This window comes from Streptomyces sp. NPDC047706 (genome assembly GCF_043204795.1).
GTDB lineage: Bacteria > Actinomycetota > Actinomycetes > Streptomycetales > Streptomycetaceae > Streptomyces.
In genome coordinates this window covers 65,180-82,350 of record NZ_JBIDCW010000006.1, presented here as the reverse complement: position 1 = coordinate 82,350, position 17,171 = coordinate 65,180, and the positions used below count along the sequence as shown (strand labels likewise).

Sequence of the window (17,171 nt, the reverse complement as noted above, 5' to 3'; positions counted from 1 at the left end):
GACGCAGCGTCCATTGTCCGGCCCGCGGCACGCGCGGCATGCTGGAAGTCATGGCCCTCCCACCTGCGAATCCACCGCTGCTTTCCCGTCGCTCCCTGCTGCTCGCCCTCGGCGGGACCGCCGCGGCGGGCGCGCTCGCCGGGTGCGGGGTGCCGGCCGCCCACGTGGCAGCCGGCGAGCGGGCCGCCGCCGACCGCTCGGCTCAGGACAGAAGGCTGACGTGGGCCAACTGGCCGCTGTACATCGACACCGACGACTCCGGCAGGAAGCGCCCCACGCTGGACGCCTTCGAGCGGCGCTCCGGCATCGCCGTGGACTACGTCGAGGAGATCAACGACAACGACGAGTTCTTCGGCAAGATCAGCCCCTCGCTGATGAACCACCAGCCGACCGACCGCGATCTGATCGTCATCAGTGACTGGATGTGCGCGCGGTTCGTACGGCTGGGCTGGGTGCAGGAGATGGACCGCGCCCGGCAGTCCCACGTCACCCGGTACCTCGACCCGCTGCTGCGCTCACCGGCCTTCGACCCCGGCCGCAAGTTCACCGTGCCGTGGCAGTCCGGCATCACCGGTATCGCGTACAACCGCCGGGTGCTCGGCCGGGAGATCCGCCATGTCTCCGACCTGTGGGCCGGCGACCTCAAGGGCCGGGTCACGCTGCTGTCCGGGCTGGACGAGGCGTTCGCGCTGCTGATGCAGGGCGACGGCGTCGACATCACACGGTGGACGGCGGACGACTTCCACAGGATGTGCGACCACGTCCACAAGCGGGTCAGGGACGGGCACATCCGCCGCTTCACCGGCAATGACTACATCAAGGACCTCTCCAGCGGCGACGTGCTGGCCTGTCAGGCCTATTCAGGCGATGTGATCCAGCTCCAGGCGGACGATCCGGACATCGAGTTCGTCGTCCCCGAGGAGGGCGCCGAGCTGTGGTCGGAATCGCTGATGATCCCCAACCTCGCCGCCCACAAGACCAACGCCGAGCGGCTCGTCGACTACTACTACGAGCCCGAGGTCGCGGCCGAGCTCGCGGCCTGGGTCAACTACGTCTGCCCCGTCCCGGCCGCCCAGGACGTCCTGGCATCCGCCAAGGACGAGGAGACCGCCGCCCTGGCCGAGGACCCCCTGATCTTCCCGGACACCGCGATGCGACGACGCCTCGCGACCGCGCGGGACATCGCGCCGGACGAGCGGGTGGAGTTCGCGCGGCGGTGGAACGGCATCGTGGGGCTGTGAGTTCACCGCCACGGGTGGCGGCGTGCGGGGGAGGGACGGGCATCGTGCTTCGCCGGTGACCGGCGCCCAGGAGAGGCGGACGGGCATTGCGCCTCGCCCTCGACCGGCGCCTGGGCGAGGGCGCCGACCGGGCCGGACGGCCGCACCGGCGCGGCCGACACGGAGCCGTCCAGGGGGCGGTGGCGAGGACGAGCGTGCCGGAGGCGGCGGGGGACGGTTGTGCGGGAGAGGGGGCGCGTAGGGGCTCCTGCTGAGAAGGGTGACCAGGGGGAGCCGGCTAGCCGGTGCGGGGTGGGGCTGCCTCGCGGAGGGCGCACAGCGTGTCGACGCGGTTGGTGGTGATCGAGTCGACGCCCAGGGCGAGCAGGCGGCGCATGGCGCGGCGGGTGTCGGGGGTCCACACGGACAGCAGGTAGCCGTCCTTGTGGACGCGGGCGGACAGGGCGCGGCTCACCAGGCCGAAGCGGTAGTTGAGCCAGCGCGGGCGCACCGCGTCCAGCAGGGCGGGCCGCGGCGGGGCCAGCGTCGTCCAGGTGAGGGCGATCTCGGCTGCCGGGTCGGCGGCCCGCACCGCGAGCATCGCCGTGGCGCCCGCGCAGTAGTACACGCGGTCCGCCGCCCCGCATTCCCGCACGACGTCCACGACCCGGCGGGCCGCCCGGACGCCGGGCGTGCCCGGCAGGTCGAGCATCACCCGGTGCCCGCCGGTCGCCGCGAGCGCCTCCGCGAGCGTCGGCACCCGGCCCGCGGTGAGCTCCCGCACCTCGTCCGCCGACAGCGACAGCAGCGGCCGGTCGTGCTCCCACAACCGTCTCAGCGTCTGGTCGTGCAGCAGGACGGGCACGCCGTCCCGGGTCAGCCGTACGTCGACCTCCACCGCGTCCGCGCCCAGCCGGAGCGCGGAGCGGAGCGAGTCGATCGTGTTCTCGCGGAAGCGGTACGGCGCGCCGCGGTGGGCCACGGCGGTCACGTCCGGCATGGGGGCCATGGTGGAGGCGGGGTCAGCCCGCGAGCCAGGACGAGGTGTAGGCGTCGATCTCGTCCCTGATACGGCCCTTGCCGGCCGCGTCGAGGAACGACGCCTCCACCGCGTTCTTCGCGAGGTCCGCAAGACCCCGCTCGTCGAGGTCGAGGAGCCGGGCGGCGACGGCGTACTCGCGGTTGAGGTCGGTGCCGAACATCGGCGGGTCGTCGGAGTTGATCGTGACCAGGACGCCGGCCCGCGTGAACTCCTTGATCGGGTGCTCGTCGAGGGTGCGGACGGCGCGGGTGGCGATGTTGGAGGTCGGGCACACCTCCAGGGCGATCCGGTGCTCGGCGAGGTGCGCCAGCAGCTTCGGGTCCTGTGCGGAACTGGTGCCGTGCCCGATGCGCTCGGCACGCAGATGGGTCAGCGCGTCCCACACCGTCTCGGGTCCCGTCGTCTCGCCGGCGTGCGGCACGGAGCGCAGTCCGGCGGCGATGGCCCGGTCGAAGTACGGCTTGAACTGCGGGCGCGGCACGCCGATCTCGGGCCCGCCGAGCCCGAAGGACACGAGCCCCTCGGGGCGCACCCGGTCGTCGGTGGCCAGCCGTGCGGTCTCCTCGGCCGCCTCCAGACCCGCCTCGCCGGGGATGTCGAAGCACCAGCGCAGTACGGTCCCGAACTCCGCCTCGGCCGCCTTGCGGGCGTCCTCTATCGCGTCCATGAACCCCCTCTCGTCGATCCCGCGCCGGGTGGAGGAGAAGGGGGTGACGGTCAGCTCGGCGTAGCGCACCTGCTGGCGGGCCATGTCCCGGGCCACCTCGTAGGTGAGCAGCCGGACGTCCTCCGGGGTGCGGATCAGGTCGACGACGGACAGGTACACCTCGATGAAGTGGGCGAAGTCCGTGAAGGTGAAGTAGTCGACCAGGGCCTCGGGGTCGGTGGGCACCTTGGAGTCGGGGTGGCGGGAGGCGAGTTCGGCGACGATCCGGGGGGAGGCGGAGCCGACGTGGTGCACGTGCAGTTCGGCCTTGGGCAGTCCGGCGATGAAGGCGTGCCGGTCGCGGGCGCCGGCGACGGCGGACTCGGTCGGACCGGCGGGCACGGGCGCGGTGGTGTGGTCGGTCAAGGTTCCTCCCCGGAACGGCGTCCGGGCCGCGCGCGGCGGCGGGACGCGGGTGATCGGCTGATCGGTGATGCGGGATCATCGTAGGCCGGGGCGCCTGGGCGAGCGGAAGGGGCTTCGTCGACCGGGGAGGGCGGCCCCCGGGTGGTCACGCCCGGGCCGTAGCATGACGGAACGTACGACAGAGGGGATCCCGCGCATGACCGACGACGCGCAGCCGCCGGCCGCGCCGGAGAACAACGCCGAGCCCGGTGCCGACCGCACGGGAGCCGCGGGTGGTGTGACGCCTGGGGCTGCCGCGCCCGGTGGTGCGCCTGTCGCCGGTGGCGCTTGGACGCCGCCGCAGTGGCCCGAGGACGCGGCTCCCGACGTCTCGCAGGACGCGGGCGCGATTCCCGAGGTCGGTCAGGACGCTCCGGCCCGGGTTCCGCTGGACAAGGGGGCCGCCGCCGATCCTCGCGGCCCCGAGCCCGACCCCTGGGCGCCGCCGGAGGGCCGTACCCCCGTGGGGCCCGGCGACACCGTGGCGACGCCGACGGGTCCCGGCACCCCGGTTCCTCCTTCCGTGCACGACCAGCAGACGGTCACGTCCTTCCCGGCGGCCGACGCCTCCCCGCCGTGGGCGGCGCCGGCCGCGCAGCCCGGCCCCGGCGCGCCCGCGTCCTACCCGCCGCCGAACCCCGCGGTGGGCAACCCCTTCGCGGCGCCGGCGGCGGGCCCCCAGGACGTCCCGCCCCCGCCGATCGCTCCTCACGGCCCCGGCCAGGTCCCGTACGGCTACCCGGCATCCGGCTACGGCTACCCGGCGCCCCAGCAGCCGGTCTACGGCGGCCACCCCACCCACGGTGCCCCCGGTCACTACGGCTGGCCGGGCGGCCCGGCCGAGCCCAGCAACGGGCTGGGCACCGCCGCCATGGTCGTCGGCATCGTCGCGGTCGCGGTCTTCTGCCTCTGGCCGGTGGCGATCCTGCTGGGCATCCTCGCCGTGATCTTCGGCGGCATCGGCCGCGCCAAGGCCGGCCGCGGCGAGGCCACCAACCCAGGCCAGGCGCTGGCAGGCATCATCTGCGGCATCGCGGGCGTGGTCCTCGGCGTCGCGCTCGGCCTGGTGGTGATCCTGGGGACGTAGCCTGCCGGCGGCGCCGGCAGGCCAGGCACCGGGCCGGGACGGGGCGGCCCCGGCTCGGGGGGCCCGGCTCGGGGCGTCGGAGCCCGCCGCCGGAGCCCAGGCGCCCCAGCCGGACACCAGGCCGGCGCCCGCACCAGCCAGCCGGAAGCCCGCGTGCCGGCGTCCCCAGCCGGGCACCCGCGCGGGCGTCGTTCAGGTGGAGGTCCTCGGGCCGCGCGCGAAGCTGCATCCCGGCTGTGGGGCGGGCGCTCGCACGTGGGTCGGGGCCTGCGGCCGGAAGCGCTCCTCGACCGAACGCCCGTGGATCACCGCCCTCGCCGTCCCGTTACCTTCTTCACCTTCTTCGTGGCCCCGGACTCAGGGCTCCCTGCCGCCGGGCCCGGCATGACTCCTGCCCCCTGTACCGGCGCCTCCCGCCGTCCCACGAACCGCCGCCCCCGCCGGTCCCCGTGAGCGCCCGCTGCCTAATCACCCCCCGCCCGCAGCCTCTCCCGTGTCTCCATCAGCGCGAACCCCAGGAGATTCAGGCCCCGCCACCGCTGCGGATCGCGCGCGGCCTCGTCGTTCGCGGGCAGGCCGATGCCCCACACGGGGTCCACGGGGCTCGCCTCGACCAGGACCCGCCCCCCGGTGCCCAGCAGGAACTCCCGCAGGCCGGCGTCGGCGGCGAACTTGTGGAAGCTGCCCTCGGCCACGATCCTGAAGCGCTCGCGCTCCCACACGGCGCCGTCGAAGCCGCGCACCAGCCGCCCCGCCTTCTTCGCCTCGGCGGGATGCCCGGACGCCAGGACGCGCCGCTCCCCCTCCGCGTCCGCGAAGAGGCGCGCCTTGCGGGCCATCATCCAGTGCTCCGCCGTCGCGTACTCCACTCCGTCCACGGTGAACGGCGAGGGCCACCACTGGCTCAGACAGCTCGCACCGAGCCGTCCGTCCGGACGGGGCCGGTGTCCCCAGAAGTGCAGATACTTGAGGTGAGCGCCCGCGCGGACCGCTCTGACCAGCGCCTCCCGGGAGGCGATCACTCCCCCGATCTCTTCCATGCATGGGAGTCTGGCAGGCACCACTGACACTCCGTCCCTCCTTTGTACTGCCGACTCGACACCTGGTCGACAGATTCCGTCGCTTAACCAAAAGGCAACAACGGAATCACTTGTTGGACGACCACCCCTCTGTCAGGATCGGCACTCAAATCGAGCTGGAGCTACGCCACCCGCCCCGAGGGACAGCGGGGCGACGGCGGAGGAGAGCGACATGCACAACCCGGGAAAGAGCACCCCGGAACGATTCCCCGCCCAGGACCGTTTCGCCGAGGGGGCCCAGTACATCGCGGGCCGTCTGACGAAGGGCACCTCGGGCCGTACGCACGCGGTCGTCGACCCGGCCACCGGCGAGGAGGTCCTCACCTACGAACTGGCAGGCCCTCACGACGTGGACGCGGCCGTGGCCGCCGCCCGCGAGGCCTTCCCGGCCTGGGCCGGTGCCACCCCCGGCGAGCGTTCCGACGCGCTCCACCGTTTCGCCGCCGTACTCGCCGAACGCGCCGAGGACTTCGCCCGCGCCGAGTCCCTGCAGTGCGGCAAGCCGCTGAAGCTGACCCGCGAGTTCGACGTGCCGGGCACGATCGACAACACCGCCTTCTTCGCGGGCGCCGCCCGGCACCTGCAGGGACAGTCGGCCGGCGAGTACTCCGGCGACCACACCTCGTACGTCCGTCGCGAGCCCGTCGGAGTCGTCGGCTCGATCGCGCCGTGGAACTACCCCCTCCAGATGGCCGCGTGGAAGGTCCTCCCGGCCGTCGCCGCGGGCAACACCATCGTCCTGAAGCCCGCTGAACTGACCCCGCTGACCTCGCTGCTGTTCGCGCAGGCCGCGACCGAGGCCGGGATCCCGGACGGCGTCATCAACATCGTGACCGGCACCGGCCGGGAGGCGGGCGAGCACCTCGTGGGCCACCCGGACGTGGTCATGACCTCCTTCACCGGCTCCACCGCCGTGGGCAAGCGCGTCGCCGAGATCGCCACCGCCACCGTCAAGCGCCTCCACCTGGAGCTGGGCGGCAAGGCGCCCTTCGTCGTGTTCGACGACGCCGACCTGGAGGCCGCCGCCAACGGCGCGGTCGCGGGCGCGCTGATCAACACCGGCCAGGACTGCACGGCCGCCACGCGCGCGTACGTGCAGCGCCCTCTGTACGAGGCGTTCGTGGAGCGGACCGCCGCCCTCATGGAGAGCGTCCGGCTCGGCGACCCCTTCGCCGCCGGCACCGATCTCGGACCGCTGATCTCGCACGTCCAGCGGGACCGTGTCGCAGGTTTCGTCGACCGGGCCCGTGCCTACGCGCGCGTGGTCACCGGTGGCGAGGCGCCGCAGGGCGAGCTCAAGGAGGGCGCGTACTACCGGCCCACGCTCGTCGCGGACGCACCGCAGGGCAGCGAGATCGTCCAGTCCGAGATCTTCGGTCCGGTCCTCGTCGTCCTGCCCTTCGACACCGACGACGACGGCATCCGGCTCGCCAACGACACCCCCTACGGCCTCGCGGCATCCGCCTGGAGCCGTGACGTCTACCGTGCGAACCGCGCCACCCGCGAGATCAAGGCGGGGTGCGTGTGGGTGAACGACCACATCCCGATCATCAGCGAGATGCCGCACGGCGGATACAAGCAGTCCGGCTTCGGCAAGGACATGTCCACGTACTCGTTCGATGAGTACACGCAGCTCAAGCACGTTATGTTCGATAATACGGCGGTCGTTCGCAAGGACTGGCACCGCACGATCTTCGGGGACCGATAACCACGACAGGCCGCCCGAACCGCGGCCGCCCATCCCGAAAGGGCACCACGCGCATGGAGCAGTACGAGCCCGACCGCCCGTCCGCGGCCCAGGCGGCCGCGATGCGGCGCAGCCTCCGGAGCGGCAGGGCCTCCCTCACCCGCCGTTCGCTGCTGCGCGCCTCAACCGGCGGCGCGCTCACCGTCGGCGGCCTGGGAGCGCTGAGCGCCTGCGGCATCCCGCCCGCCGCGCAGAACTCCGGGGTGTCGTCCGAGGACCACTCGGCGAAGGAGAAGACCCTCAGCTTCTCCAACTGGACCGAGTACATGGACGTCGACGAGAGCGGCAAGAGACACCCCACTCTCGAGGAGTTCGAGAAGCGCACCGGCATCATCGTCAAGTACACCGAGGACATCAACGACAACGTCGAGTTCTTCGGCAAGATCAAGCCGCAGCTCGCGGCCGGCCAGGACACCGGCCGCGACCTGATCTGCGTGACCGACTGGCTCGCCGCGCGCCTCATCCGCTTCGGCTGGGTCCAGAAGCTGGACGCGTCCAACCTGCCCACCGCGTACGCCAACCTCTCCCAGCAGTTCCGCAGCCCCGACTGGGACCCGGGACGGGCCTACTCGTATCCCTGGACCGGTATCTCCACCGTCATCGCCTACAACAAGAAGGCGCTGGACGGGGTCGAGGTGACCTCCGTCTCCGACCTGCTCGACAACCCCAGGCTCAAGGGCCGCGTAGGTTTCCTGTCCGAGATGCGCGACAGCGTCGGCATGACGCTGCTGGACATGGGCAAGGACCCGGGCAGGTTCGGCGACGACGACTTCGACGCGGCGATCGCCCGTCTGCAGAAGGCCGTCGACAAGGGCCAGATCCGCCGGTTCACCGGCAACGACTACACCTCGGACCTCTCCAAGGGCGACTTCGCGGCCTGCCTCGCCTGGGCCGGGGACGTCGTCCAGCTCAAGGCGGACAGCCCGGACGTCGACTTCATCATCCCCGACAGCGGTTACATGACGTCGACGGACAACCTCCTGGTGCCCAACAAGGCCCGCCACAAGACCAACGCCGAGCGGCTCATCGACTTCTACTACGAGCCCGGGCCGGCCGCGCAGCTCGCCGCGTACATCAACTACGTGTGCCCGGTCGACGGCGTGAAGGCGGAACTCGCCAAGATCGACGAGTCCGCGGCAAACAACCCGCTGATCATTCCCGACAAGGAAATGGCCGCCAGGTCTCACGCCTTCCGCTCCCTGAGCTCGAAGGAAGAGACGGCCTACGAAGAGAAGTTCGCGAAGCTCACAGGGGCGTGACGACGACGATGACGACGAAGGACAGCAGCGGCGACGTCCGCCTCTCCGGAATCAGCAAGACCTACGGCTCCTTCACCGCCGTGCACCCGCTGGACCTGACAATCCCGCAGGGCTCCTTCTTCGCCCTGCTGGGCGCCTCGGGCTGCGGCAAGACCACAACCCTGCGGATGATCGCGGGACTTGAGGAGCCGACGCGCGGCACGGTCTTCCTCGGCGACCAGGACGTGACCGCGCTGCCGCCGTACAAGCGGCCGGTGAACACGGTGTTCCAGTCCTACGCCCTCTTCCCGCACCTCGACATCTTCGAGAACGTCGCCTTCGGCCTGCGCCGGCGCGGCATCAAGTCGGTGAAGAAGCAGGTCGAGGAGATGCTCGACCTGGTCCAGCTGGGCGAGCAGGCCCGCAAGAAGCCGCACCAGCTCTCCGGCGGCCAGCAGCAGCGCGTAGCCGTCGCCCGCGCCCTGATCAACCACCCCAGGGTGCTGCTCCTCGACGAGCCGCTCGGCGCCCTCGACCTCAAGCTGCGCCGCCAGATGCAGCTGGAGCTCAAGCGCATCCAGACCGAGGTCGGCATCACCTTCGTCCACGTCACGCACGACCAGGAGGAGGCCATGACGATGGCCGACCGCGTCGCCGTGATGAACGCGGGCAGGGTCGAGCAACTCGGCGCCCCCGCCGACCTGTACGAGAACCCGCGCACCACCTTCGTCGCCAACTTCCTCGGCACCTCCAACCTGATCGAGGCCGAGGTCGACACCAGGTCGGGCGACGACATCGTCCTCAAGGCGGGCGGCGGCAAGCTCACGCTTCCCGCGGGGCGGTGTACCGCGGCCACGGCGACCGGCGGCAAGGTGCTGGTCGGCGTACGGCCCGAGAAGATCTCCCTCGTCCACGCGGACGACGCCGGAGAGATCCCGGAGGGCCGCAACCGGATCACCGGCACGATCGCCGACGCCAGTTTCATCGGCGTCTCCACGCAGTACGTCATCGACAGCCCCGTCTGTCCCGAGCTCGCCGTCTACGTGCAGAACGTCGAGCGCGACGGCCGCCTCATCCCCGGCGCCGAGGTCGTCCTGCACTGGAGCCCGGCGCACACCTTCGGCCTGGACGCCACGCAGGACATCGACGCGGGCATCGAGGAGGAGGCCGCCTGATGTCGACGCTCACCGAGGCGCCACCGCCCCTCGCGCCCGCACCGGAGAAGAAGCCGGCGCGCAGGCGCGGCAGACTCACGCCGTACTGGCTGCTGCTGCCCGGCATCCTGTGGCTGGTCGTCTTCTTCGCGCTGCCGATGGTCTACCAGGCCTCCACCTCCGTGCAGACGGGCTCCCTGGAGGAGGGCTACGAGGTCACCTGGCACTTCGCCACCTACTGGAACGCCCTGAGCGAGTACTGGCCGCAGTTCCTGCGCTCGGTGCTGTACGCCGGTTCCGCCACGGTCCTGTGTCTGCTGCTGGGCTATCCGCTGGCATATCTGATCGCGTTCCGCGCCGGCCGCTGGCGCAACCTGATCATGATCCTGGTGATCGCGCCGTTCTTCACCAGCTTCCTGATCCGCACGCTCGCCTGGAAGACCATCCTCGCGGACGGCAGCCCGGTCGTCGGCGCCCTGGACGCCCTGCACATCCTGGACGTCACCAGCTGGCTCGGCATGACCGCCGGGGACCGTGTGCTGGCCACTCCGCTGGCGGTGGTCTGCGGTCTGACCTACAACTTCCTGCCGTTCATGATCCTGCCGCTCTACACCTCGCTGGAGCGCATCGACAGCCGGCTGCACGAGGCGGCGAACGACCTGTACGCGAAGCCGTTCACGACCTTCCGGAAGGTGACCTTCCCGCTGTCGATGCCGGGTGTCGTCTCCGGAACGCTGCTGACCTTCATCCCGGCCGCCGGTGACTACGTGAACGCCGATCTGCTCGGCTCCACCGACACCCGCATGATCGGCAACGTCATCCAGTCGCAGTTCCTGCGGATTCTGGACTATCCGACGGCCGCCGCCCTTTCCTTCATCCTGATGTTCGCGATTCTCGTCATGGTGACGCTCTACATCCGCAAGTCCGGCACGGAGGATCTGGTTTAAATGGCCTTCGTCAACTGGCTCAAGCGCCATCTCGTCGTCCTCGCGGGACTGTTCACGCTCGGATTCCTGCTGCTGCCGAACGTCGTCGTGACGGTCTTCTCCTTCAACAAGCCGAAGGGCCGTTTCAACTACGAGTGGCAGGAATTCTCCACCGCCGCCTGGCGGGACCCGTGCGGGGTCGCCGACCTGTGCGGCTCGCTCTCCCTCAGCCTCCAGATCGCGCTGTGGGCGACCCTCGGCGCCACGCTGCTGGGCGCGATGATCGCCTTCGCCCTCGTCCGGTACCGGTTCCGCGCGCGGGGAGCCATCAACTCGCTGATCTTCCTGCCCATGGCCATGCCCGAGGTGGTGATGGCGGCCTCGCTGCTGACGCTCTTCCTCAACATGGGCGTCCAGCTGGGCTTCTGGACGGTCCTGATCGCGCACATCATGTTCTGCCTCAGCTTCGTCGTGACGGCCGTGAAGGCGCGCGTGATGTCGATGGACCCGAAGCTGGAGGAGGCGGCGCGCGATCTGTACGCCGGTCCGTTCCAGACCTTCGTGCGCGTGACCCTGCCGATCGCCGCCCCCGGAATCGCGGCGGGCGCGCTGCTCGCCTTCGCGCTCTCCTTCGACGACTTCATCATCACCAATTTCAACGCGGGTTCGACCGTCACGTTCCCCATGTTCGTCTGGGGCTCGGCGCAGCGCGGAACGCCCGTTCAGATCAATGTCATCGGTACGGCCATGTTCGTGATCGCCGTACTGTTCGTACTGGCCTCGATGGCCGTCGGCAGCCGCCGGAAGCGCCAGAAGGCGTAATGCACTCGTAGGGAGTTGAAATCATGGCCCCAAGCGCCATGAGCCGTGGCAACGACAACTGGACGAAGTCCCTTTCCGAAGCCCAGCCGGTCGCGTACTGGCTGGACGACCCCGGCAGGCCCCACCCCGAGCCCGCGCTGACCGGCGCCGAGACCTGCGACCTGCTGGTCGTCGGCGGCGGTTACAGCGGACTGTGGACCGCGCTGAACGCCAAGGAGCGCGATCCCGGGCGGGATGTCGTCCTGCTGGAGGGCCGCGAGGTGGGCTGGGCCGCCTCCGGCCGCAACGGCGGCTTCTGTGCCGCCTCCCTCACCCACGGCCTGCCCAACGGCCTGACCCGCTGGCCCGGCGAGATCCACCAGCTCCAGGAGCTGGGCTTGCGCAACCTCGACGGCATCGAGGACGCGGTCGCCCGGTACGCCATCGACTGCGACTTCGAGCGCACCGGCGAGATCGACGTCGCCACCGAGCCGTACCAGGCGCGGGAACTGCGCGGCTGGTACGAGGAGATGGAGCGCCAGGGCCTCGCCGAGGGCGTGGAGTTCCTGGACGCGGAGGCGGTACGGGCCCAGGTGGACTCACCGACGTTCCGGGCGGGCCTGTGGGACCGCCGCGGCGTCGCCATGCTCAATCCCGCGGCACTGGCCTGGGGCCTCAAACGCGCCTGCCTCGACCTCGGCGTGCGCGTCTTCGAGAACACCCCCGCCCTCACGCTGAAGCCGTACGGCGCCGGGATGGCCGTGCGCACCCCCTACGGCCAGGTCCGCGCCCGCAAGGTCGCACTCGGCACCAACATCTTCCCGAGCCTGGTCAGGCGCGTCCGCCCGTACACCGTCCCGGTCTACGACTACGCCCTCATGACCGAGCCGCTCACCGCCGAGCAGCTCGGGGCGATCGGCTGGAAGAACCGGCAGGGCCTCGGGGACAGCGCCAACCAGTTCCACTACTTCAGGCTGTCCGCCGACAACCGCATCCTGTGGGGCGGCTACGACGCGATCTACCCCTACGGCGGCCGAGTGCGCGCCGAGTACGACGACCGACCGGAGACCTACGCCAAGCTGGCCGGTCACTTCTTCACCTGCTTCCCGCAGTTGGAGGGGATTCGCTTCACGCACGCGTGGGGCGGCGCCATCGACACCTGCTCACGCTTCTCGGCCTTCTTCGGCACCGCGCACGGCGGCAAGGTCGCCTACGCGGCGGGCTACACGGGCCTCGGCGTGGGCGCGACCCGCTTCGGGGCCGACGTGATGCTGGACCTGCTGGCGGGGGAGCGGACCGAGCGCACCGAGCTGGAGATGGTGGGCAGGAAGCCGCTGCCGTTCCCGCCGGAGCCGTTCGCGTGGACCGGTATCGCCCTGACCAAGTGGTCGCTGGCCCGGGCGGACGCCCAGGGCGGGCGGCGCAACCTGTGGCTGCGCGCCATGGACCGGCTGGGGCTCGGCTTCGACAGCTGAAGGGTGCCGTCCGCTTCCTCCCGTGACCCGGTTCACCCGATCCGGGTGCCGCAACCCGCGTAATGCCCGGACCGGACCTCCCTCTCTCCGGTGACGCGAGAAGCGTCGACGCGGAGAGAGGGAGGTCTCTCATGACAGGGGCGAAGACGGCGGTGGAGTGGCTGGCCTCCGTCGCACCCGATCCCGAGGCCTGCCGCTGGGAATGGGAGCGCAACCCCCTGGGGGTCGCGCTGCTGCCCGCCGGCCGGGCCTGGGACGTGCTGATCCTGCCGGGCGAGCTCGGCTGTGCCACGCTCGACGTCCTCACCCGCATCCTCGGCCGGCCCGGCCCGGTGCTGGCCGGCTTCGGCGACGCCAGGATGGGCTTCCTCGTGCCGCCCGGCACGGCGTCCCGGTGGCTCGGCACGGGCATCCGCACCGCCGGCGCCGGCTCCTGGATCGTCGTCCCGTACCCGGGCCGTGCGACCGGCGGGGTGCGCTGGCTGTTCCCGCCGGACGGCTCGGGCACCCTGACGGACCCGGCCCTGCTGGAACTTGCGATGCACGAGGCCGCGGCAGGCCTGGCGACGGAACAGGGGGGACCGGCCGGCCGGAACACTTGACAAGACCATTGGTCTGGACCAAGTTGTGGGCGCTCCACCCCTCCAATTCCCCCCTGCCTGGAGGCACTTGCGGACCGCTTCAGACCTCTCGCCCTGCTCGCCGCCGCGGCGGTGACGCTGTCCGGCGTCACGGCGCTCTCGTCGGCCGCCCGCGCGGCCGACGCGGACCTCGCGCGCAACGGCGGCTTCGAGTCCGGCCTCGACGCCTGGACGTGCTCCTCCGGTACGACGGTCGGCTCACCCGTGCGCAGCGGCACCTCCGCGCTGAAGGCGACCCCGGCGGGCGGCGACAACGCCCGGTGCGCGCAGACGGTGACCGTGAAGCCCGACTCCGCCTACACGCTCAGCGGCCACGTCCGCGGCTCCTACGTCTACCTGGGTGCCTCCGGCACCGGCACCACCGACGTCTCCACCTGGACCCCGTCCGCCCCCGACTGGCAGCGGCTGACCACCACCTTCCGCACCGGCCCGGCCACCACCCGCGTCACGATCTACACGCACGGCTGGTACGGCACCGGCGCCTACCACGCCGACGACATCACGCTCGTCGGACCGGCCGTCGACACCGGGCAGCCGCCCGCCCCGCCGACCGGCCTGAGGACCGGCTCGGTCACCTCCTCCAGCGTCTCCCTGTCCTGGTCGGCGGTGCCGGGCGCCACCGGATACGCCGTGTACCGCGACGGAGCGAAGGTCCAAACGGTGACCGGGACGTCGGCCACCGTCACCGGACTGTCCCCCTCGACGGCGTACGCCTTCCAGGTCGCGGCGGTCAACGACGCCGGGGAGTCGGCGAGCAGTACCACTCCATGGGCGGCGCCGACTTCCACATCGCCATGACCGACATGCTGCTCACCGGCTTCCCCGTCGCCGGCGACCAGAACAACGTCTTCCCGCCGCTGCGCCCGGACCAGGTCGCGATCGGCATGCCGGCGTCCACCCACGCGGGAAACGGTCACGTCCCGCCGGCCGAGGTCGTCAAGGCCCTCGACTGCCTCACGAAGCGGACCAGTTGCGGGGGGTACGCCACCCACGGCACCTGGCCCGCCCTGCGCGGCCTGATGACGTGGTCGATCAACTGGGACCGGTTCTCGGACTGGGAGTTCCAGCGGACGTTCGACGGCTACTTCGGCTGAGTAGGCGCACGTAGCACGCCAGCAGCACCGCGCTCAGGCACCAACTGGCCACGACGTCCAGTGGCCAGTGGTAGCCGCGGCGGACCAGTCCGTAGCCGACACCGAGGTTGAGGGCGAGACAGACGGCGAGCAGTGCCCGGCGCACACAGGAGCCGTTCATCCGGGGGAGGAGAAGCAGGACCGCGCAGCCGTAGGCGATCGCGGCGGTGGCGGTGTGGCCGGAGGGGTAGTAGCCGGTGGCCGGCGGGACCACCGGCGTACCGGGCCGGTCGGTCAGCTCCTTGAGGGGGACGACGAGCGCGGGCACCAGCGTCATCAGGGCGACGGCGGCCGTGCCCGGCAGCCACCACCGTGCCGCCCCCGTCTCCCGGGCACGCCCGGCGGTGTATCCGGCGACCAGGAGGAGCACGGGGACGGCCACCTGGACGTTGCCCAGATCGGCGAGGAGTTCGCAGAGCCGGTCCGGCCGGACGAGCGCGCCGCTGAGCCGCTCGTCCAGCCGCACCAGCGGGCCGTCGGTGACGACCTGCCAGGTGATCAGCAGGAAGAGGAGGGCGGGCAGGGCGAGCAGCAGAGGAAACACGGGGACCAGCTTCGCAGGTGGCGCCGCGGTGGTGACCACAGGTCTGGACCACTGATGTGCCGGACGCGCGGAAGGGCCGGCGCAGGGGGGGATGTGCGCCGGCCCTTCAGGGGCGTACCGCTCCCAGGCGGCCGTCCGGACCGGAACGTCGCACGCCCCGGGGGGTTTGGGGCGGGCGACCGTCCGATCGGTGAGGAGATCCGGAACCGAGGGCTCCGGGGGTGTGCGCGAGGGCACGACCAGGTCGAAGCTGGGGAGGCCTCGCCCTGCCACCCGCGGTTCCCCGCGGGTGGGGGTGTATCTCTCAACTGAGAAGAACCTACGGCAGGGCCGACGGGTGCGACAGACGGATTCCCGACCCGCCATCCACCTCGCACACGTTCTTCACACGCCCTGCCGCGGGCTCGAGGAGGAACAGTCCCGCGCTCAGATGCGCGCGAAGGCCTGCTCGATGATGTCGAGGCCCTCGCTCAGCAGGTCCTCGCCGATGACCAGCGGCGGCAGGAAGCGCAGCACGTTGCCGTAGGTGCCACAGGTCAGGACCAGCAGGCCCTCGGCATGGCAGGCCTTGGCGAGCGCGGCGGCGGCCTCGGGGTTCGGCTCCTTGGTGCCGCGGTCCTTGACCAGCTCGATGGCGATCATGGCGCCGCGGCCCCGGATGTCGCCGATGATGTCGAACTTCTCGGCCATGGCGGTGAGGCGGCTCTTCATGACCGCCTCGATGTTCTTCGCCCTGGCGTTGAGGTCCAGCTCCTTCATCGTCTCGATGGCGCCCAGCGCGCCGGCGCAGGCGACCGGGTTGCCGCCGTAGGTGCCGCCCAGGCCGCCGGCGTGCGCGGCGTCCATGATCTCGGCGCGGCCGGTGACGGCGGCCAGCGGCAGTCCGCCCGCGATGCCCTTGGCGGTCGTGATCAGGTCGGGGACGATGCCCTCGTCCTCGCAGGCGAACCACTGGCCGGTGCGGCAGAAGCCGGACTGGATCTCGTCGGCGACGAAGACGATGCCGTTGTCGTTCGCGAACTTCACGATCTCCGGCAGGAAGCCCTTGGCCGGCTCGATGAAGCCGCCCTCGCCCAGCACCGGCTCGATGATGATCGCGGCGACGTTCTCGGCACCGACCTGCTTGCTGATCTGGTCGATGGCCTGCTCGGCCGCCTCCGGACCGGCGTTCTGCGGACCGGTCGGCCAGCGGTAGCCGTAGGCCACCGGCACCCGGTAGACCTCGGGCGCGAACGGGCCGAAGCCGTGCTTGTACGGCATGTTCTTCGCGGTCAGCGCCATCGTGAGGTTGGTGCGGCCGTGGTAGCCGTGGTCGAAGACGACGACGGCCTGGCGCTTGGTGTGCGCGCGGGCGATCTTGACGGCGTTCTCGACGGCCTCGGCGCCGGAGTTGAACAGCGCGGTCTTCTTGGCGTGGTCACCCGGGGTCAGCTCGGCCAGGGCCTCGGCGACCTCGACGTAGCCCTCGTACGGCGTGACCATGAAACAGGTGTGCGTGAAGTCGGCGAGCTGGGCGCTCGCGCGGCGCACGACAGCCTCGGCGGAGGCGCCGACCGAGGTCACGGCGATACCGGAACCGAAGTCGATCAGGCGGTTGCCGTCGACGTCCTCGATGATCCCGCCGCCCGCGCGGGCGGTGAACACCGGCAGCACGGAGCCGACGCCCTGGGCGACCACGGCGGTACGGCGGGCCTGCAGCTCCTGCGACTTCGGGCCGGGGATGGCGGTGACGACGCGGCGCTCCTGCGGGATTGCGGTCATGAGGGCTCCCTGATGATCTTGCAAACCGGCCACTTCCGGACGAGCCGGATGTTCCGGGTGGGGATTTCGGACGCTTGCCTTGTTTCTTCGCAGGCTAGAGCCGGGAATGGGGTGGGGGCATGCTCCATGTGGGCGGTGTCGCGGGAGCGGCTTGTCCGTGGTGGACATGGCGAGGGGAGAACGCGTCGGCACCACCCCGGCGCGCGATCGCC

The 17,171-nt window shown here is 71.3% G+C and carries 13 protein-coding genes and 2 pseudogenes; 10 read left to right on the top strand and 5 right to left on the bottom strand.

The window, feature by feature from the left end:
- Positions 1 to 50 precede the first annotated feature (50 nt).
- The gene (locus ACGF8A_RS09125) at positions 51 to 1,241 is read left to right on the top strand and encodes a spermidine/putrescine ABC transporter substrate-binding protein (RefSeq protein WP_393105850.1); all 1,191 of its coding nucleotides are present in this window, start codon (positions 51 to 53) and stop codon (positions 1,239 to 1,241) included.
- Positions 1,242 to 1,518: 277 nt separating this feature from the next.
- Here the strand turns inward: ACGF8A_RS09125 and ACGF8A_RS09120 are convergent, their stop codons facing one another.
- The gene (locus ACGF8A_RS09120; protein WP_393105848.1) at positions 1,519 to 2,220 is read right to left on the bottom strand and encodes a glycerophosphodiester phosphodiesterase; all 702 of its coding nucleotides are present in this window, start codon (positions 2,218 to 2,220) and stop codon (positions 1,519 to 1,521) included.
- 22 nt (positions 2,221 to 2,242) lie between these two features.
- Positions 2,243 to 3,483, bottom strand: a pseudogene (locus ACGF8A_RS09115) (adenosine deaminase).
- A gap of 47 nt (positions 3,484 to 3,530) precedes the next feature.
- On the opposite strand from ACGF8A_RS09115, the gene ACGF8A_RS09110 reads away from it, so the two are divergent.
- On the top strand, positions 3,531 to 4,460 hold the full coding sequence (locus tag ACGF8A_RS09110) for a DUF4190 domain-containing protein (RefSeq protein WP_393105846.1): 930 nt from the start codon (positions 3,531 to 3,533) through the stop codon (positions 4,458 to 4,460).
- A 464-nt stretch (positions 4,461 to 4,924) separates the two neighbouring features.
- Here the strand turns inward: ACGF8A_RS09110 and ACGF8A_RS09105 are convergent, their stop codons facing one another.
- Positions 4,925 to 5,500, bottom strand: a complete 576-nt coding sequence (locus tag ACGF8A_RS09105; protein ID WP_393105844.1) for an NADAR family protein — start codon at positions 5,498 to 5,500, stop codon at positions 4,925 to 4,927.
- A gap of 211 nt (positions 5,501 to 5,711) precedes the next feature.
- Here ACGF8A_RS09105 and ACGF8A_RS09100 point away from each other — a divergent pair, with 211 nt between their 5' ends.
- From ACGF8A_RS09100 to ACGF8A_RS09065, 8 genes and pseudogenes are all read left to right on the top strand, one after another.
- The gene (locus ACGF8A_RS09100) at positions 5,712 to 7,247 is read left to right on the top strand and encodes a gamma-aminobutyraldehyde dehydrogenase (protein ID WP_393105841.1); all 1,536 of its coding nucleotides are present in this window, start codon (positions 5,712 to 5,714) and stop codon (positions 7,245 to 7,247) included.
- A 53-nt stretch (positions 7,248 to 7,300) separates the two neighbouring features.
- Positions 7,301 to 8,545, top strand: coding sequence for a PotD/PotF family extracellular solute-binding protein (locus tag ACGF8A_RS09095; RefSeq protein WP_393105839.1), 1,245 nt, complete (start codon positions 7,301 to 7,303; stop codon positions 8,543 to 8,545).
- An 8-nt stretch (positions 8,546 to 8,553) separates the two neighbouring features.
- The gene (locus ACGF8A_RS09090) at positions 8,554 to 9,699 is read left to right on the top strand and encodes an ABC transporter ATP-binding protein (RefSeq protein WP_393106240.1); all 1,146 of its coding nucleotides are present in this window, start codon (positions 8,554 to 8,556) and stop codon (positions 9,697 to 9,699) included.
- A complete protein-coding gene (locus tag ACGF8A_RS09085; RefSeq protein ID WP_393105836.1) occupies positions 9,699 to 10,625 on the top strand; it encodes an ABC transporter permease in 927 nt (308 codons plus the stop codon). Before ACGF8A_RS09090 ends, ACGF8A_RS09085 begins: the two co-directional genes overlap by 1 nt.
- The gene (locus tag ACGF8A_RS09080) at positions 10,626 to 11,426 is read left to right on the top strand and encodes an ABC transporter permease (protein ID WP_393105833.1); all 801 of its coding nucleotides are present in this window, start codon (positions 10,626 to 10,628) and stop codon (positions 11,424 to 11,426) included.
- Between the two features lie 23 nt (positions 11,427 to 11,449).
- Entirely contained in the window at positions 11,450 to 12,880 is a 1,431-nt protein-coding gene (locus tag ACGF8A_RS09075; RefSeq protein WP_393105831.1) for an NAD(P)/FAD-dependent oxidoreductase, read from the top strand.
- Between the two features lie 131 nt (positions 12,881 to 13,011).
- Positions 13,012 to 13,482, top strand: coding sequence for a hypothetical protein (locus ACGF8A_RS09070; protein ID WP_393105829.1), 471 nt, complete (start codon positions 13,012 to 13,014; stop codon positions 13,480 to 13,482).
- A 57-nt stretch (positions 13,483 to 13,539) separates the two neighbouring features.
- Positions 13,540 to 14,615: pseudogene (locus ACGF8A_RS09065) on the top strand (carbohydrate binding domain-containing protein).
- Here ACGF8A_RS09065 and ACGF8A_RS09060 read toward each other — a convergent pair.
- Both ACGF8A_RS09060 and gabT read right to left on the bottom strand, forming a co-directional pair.
- The gene (locus tag ACGF8A_RS09060; protein WP_393106238.1) at positions 14,554 to 15,189 is read right to left on the bottom strand and encodes a phosphatase PAP2 family protein; all 636 of its coding nucleotides are present in this window, start codon (positions 15,187 to 15,189) and stop codon (positions 14,554 to 14,556) included. The pseudogene ACGF8A_RS09065 and the gene ACGF8A_RS09060 sit on opposite strands and share 62 nt — an antisense overlap.
- A 435-nt stretch (positions 15,190 to 15,624) precedes the next feature.
- Positions 15,625 to 16,959: a 4-aminobutyrate--2-oxoglutarate transaminase gene (gene gabT, locus ACGF8A_RS09055; protein ID WP_393105827.1), complete on the bottom strand. Its 1,335-nt coding sequence runs from the start codon at positions 16,957 to 16,959 to the stop codon at positions 15,625 to 15,627.
- Positions 16,960 to 17,171: the final 212 nt, after the last annotated feature.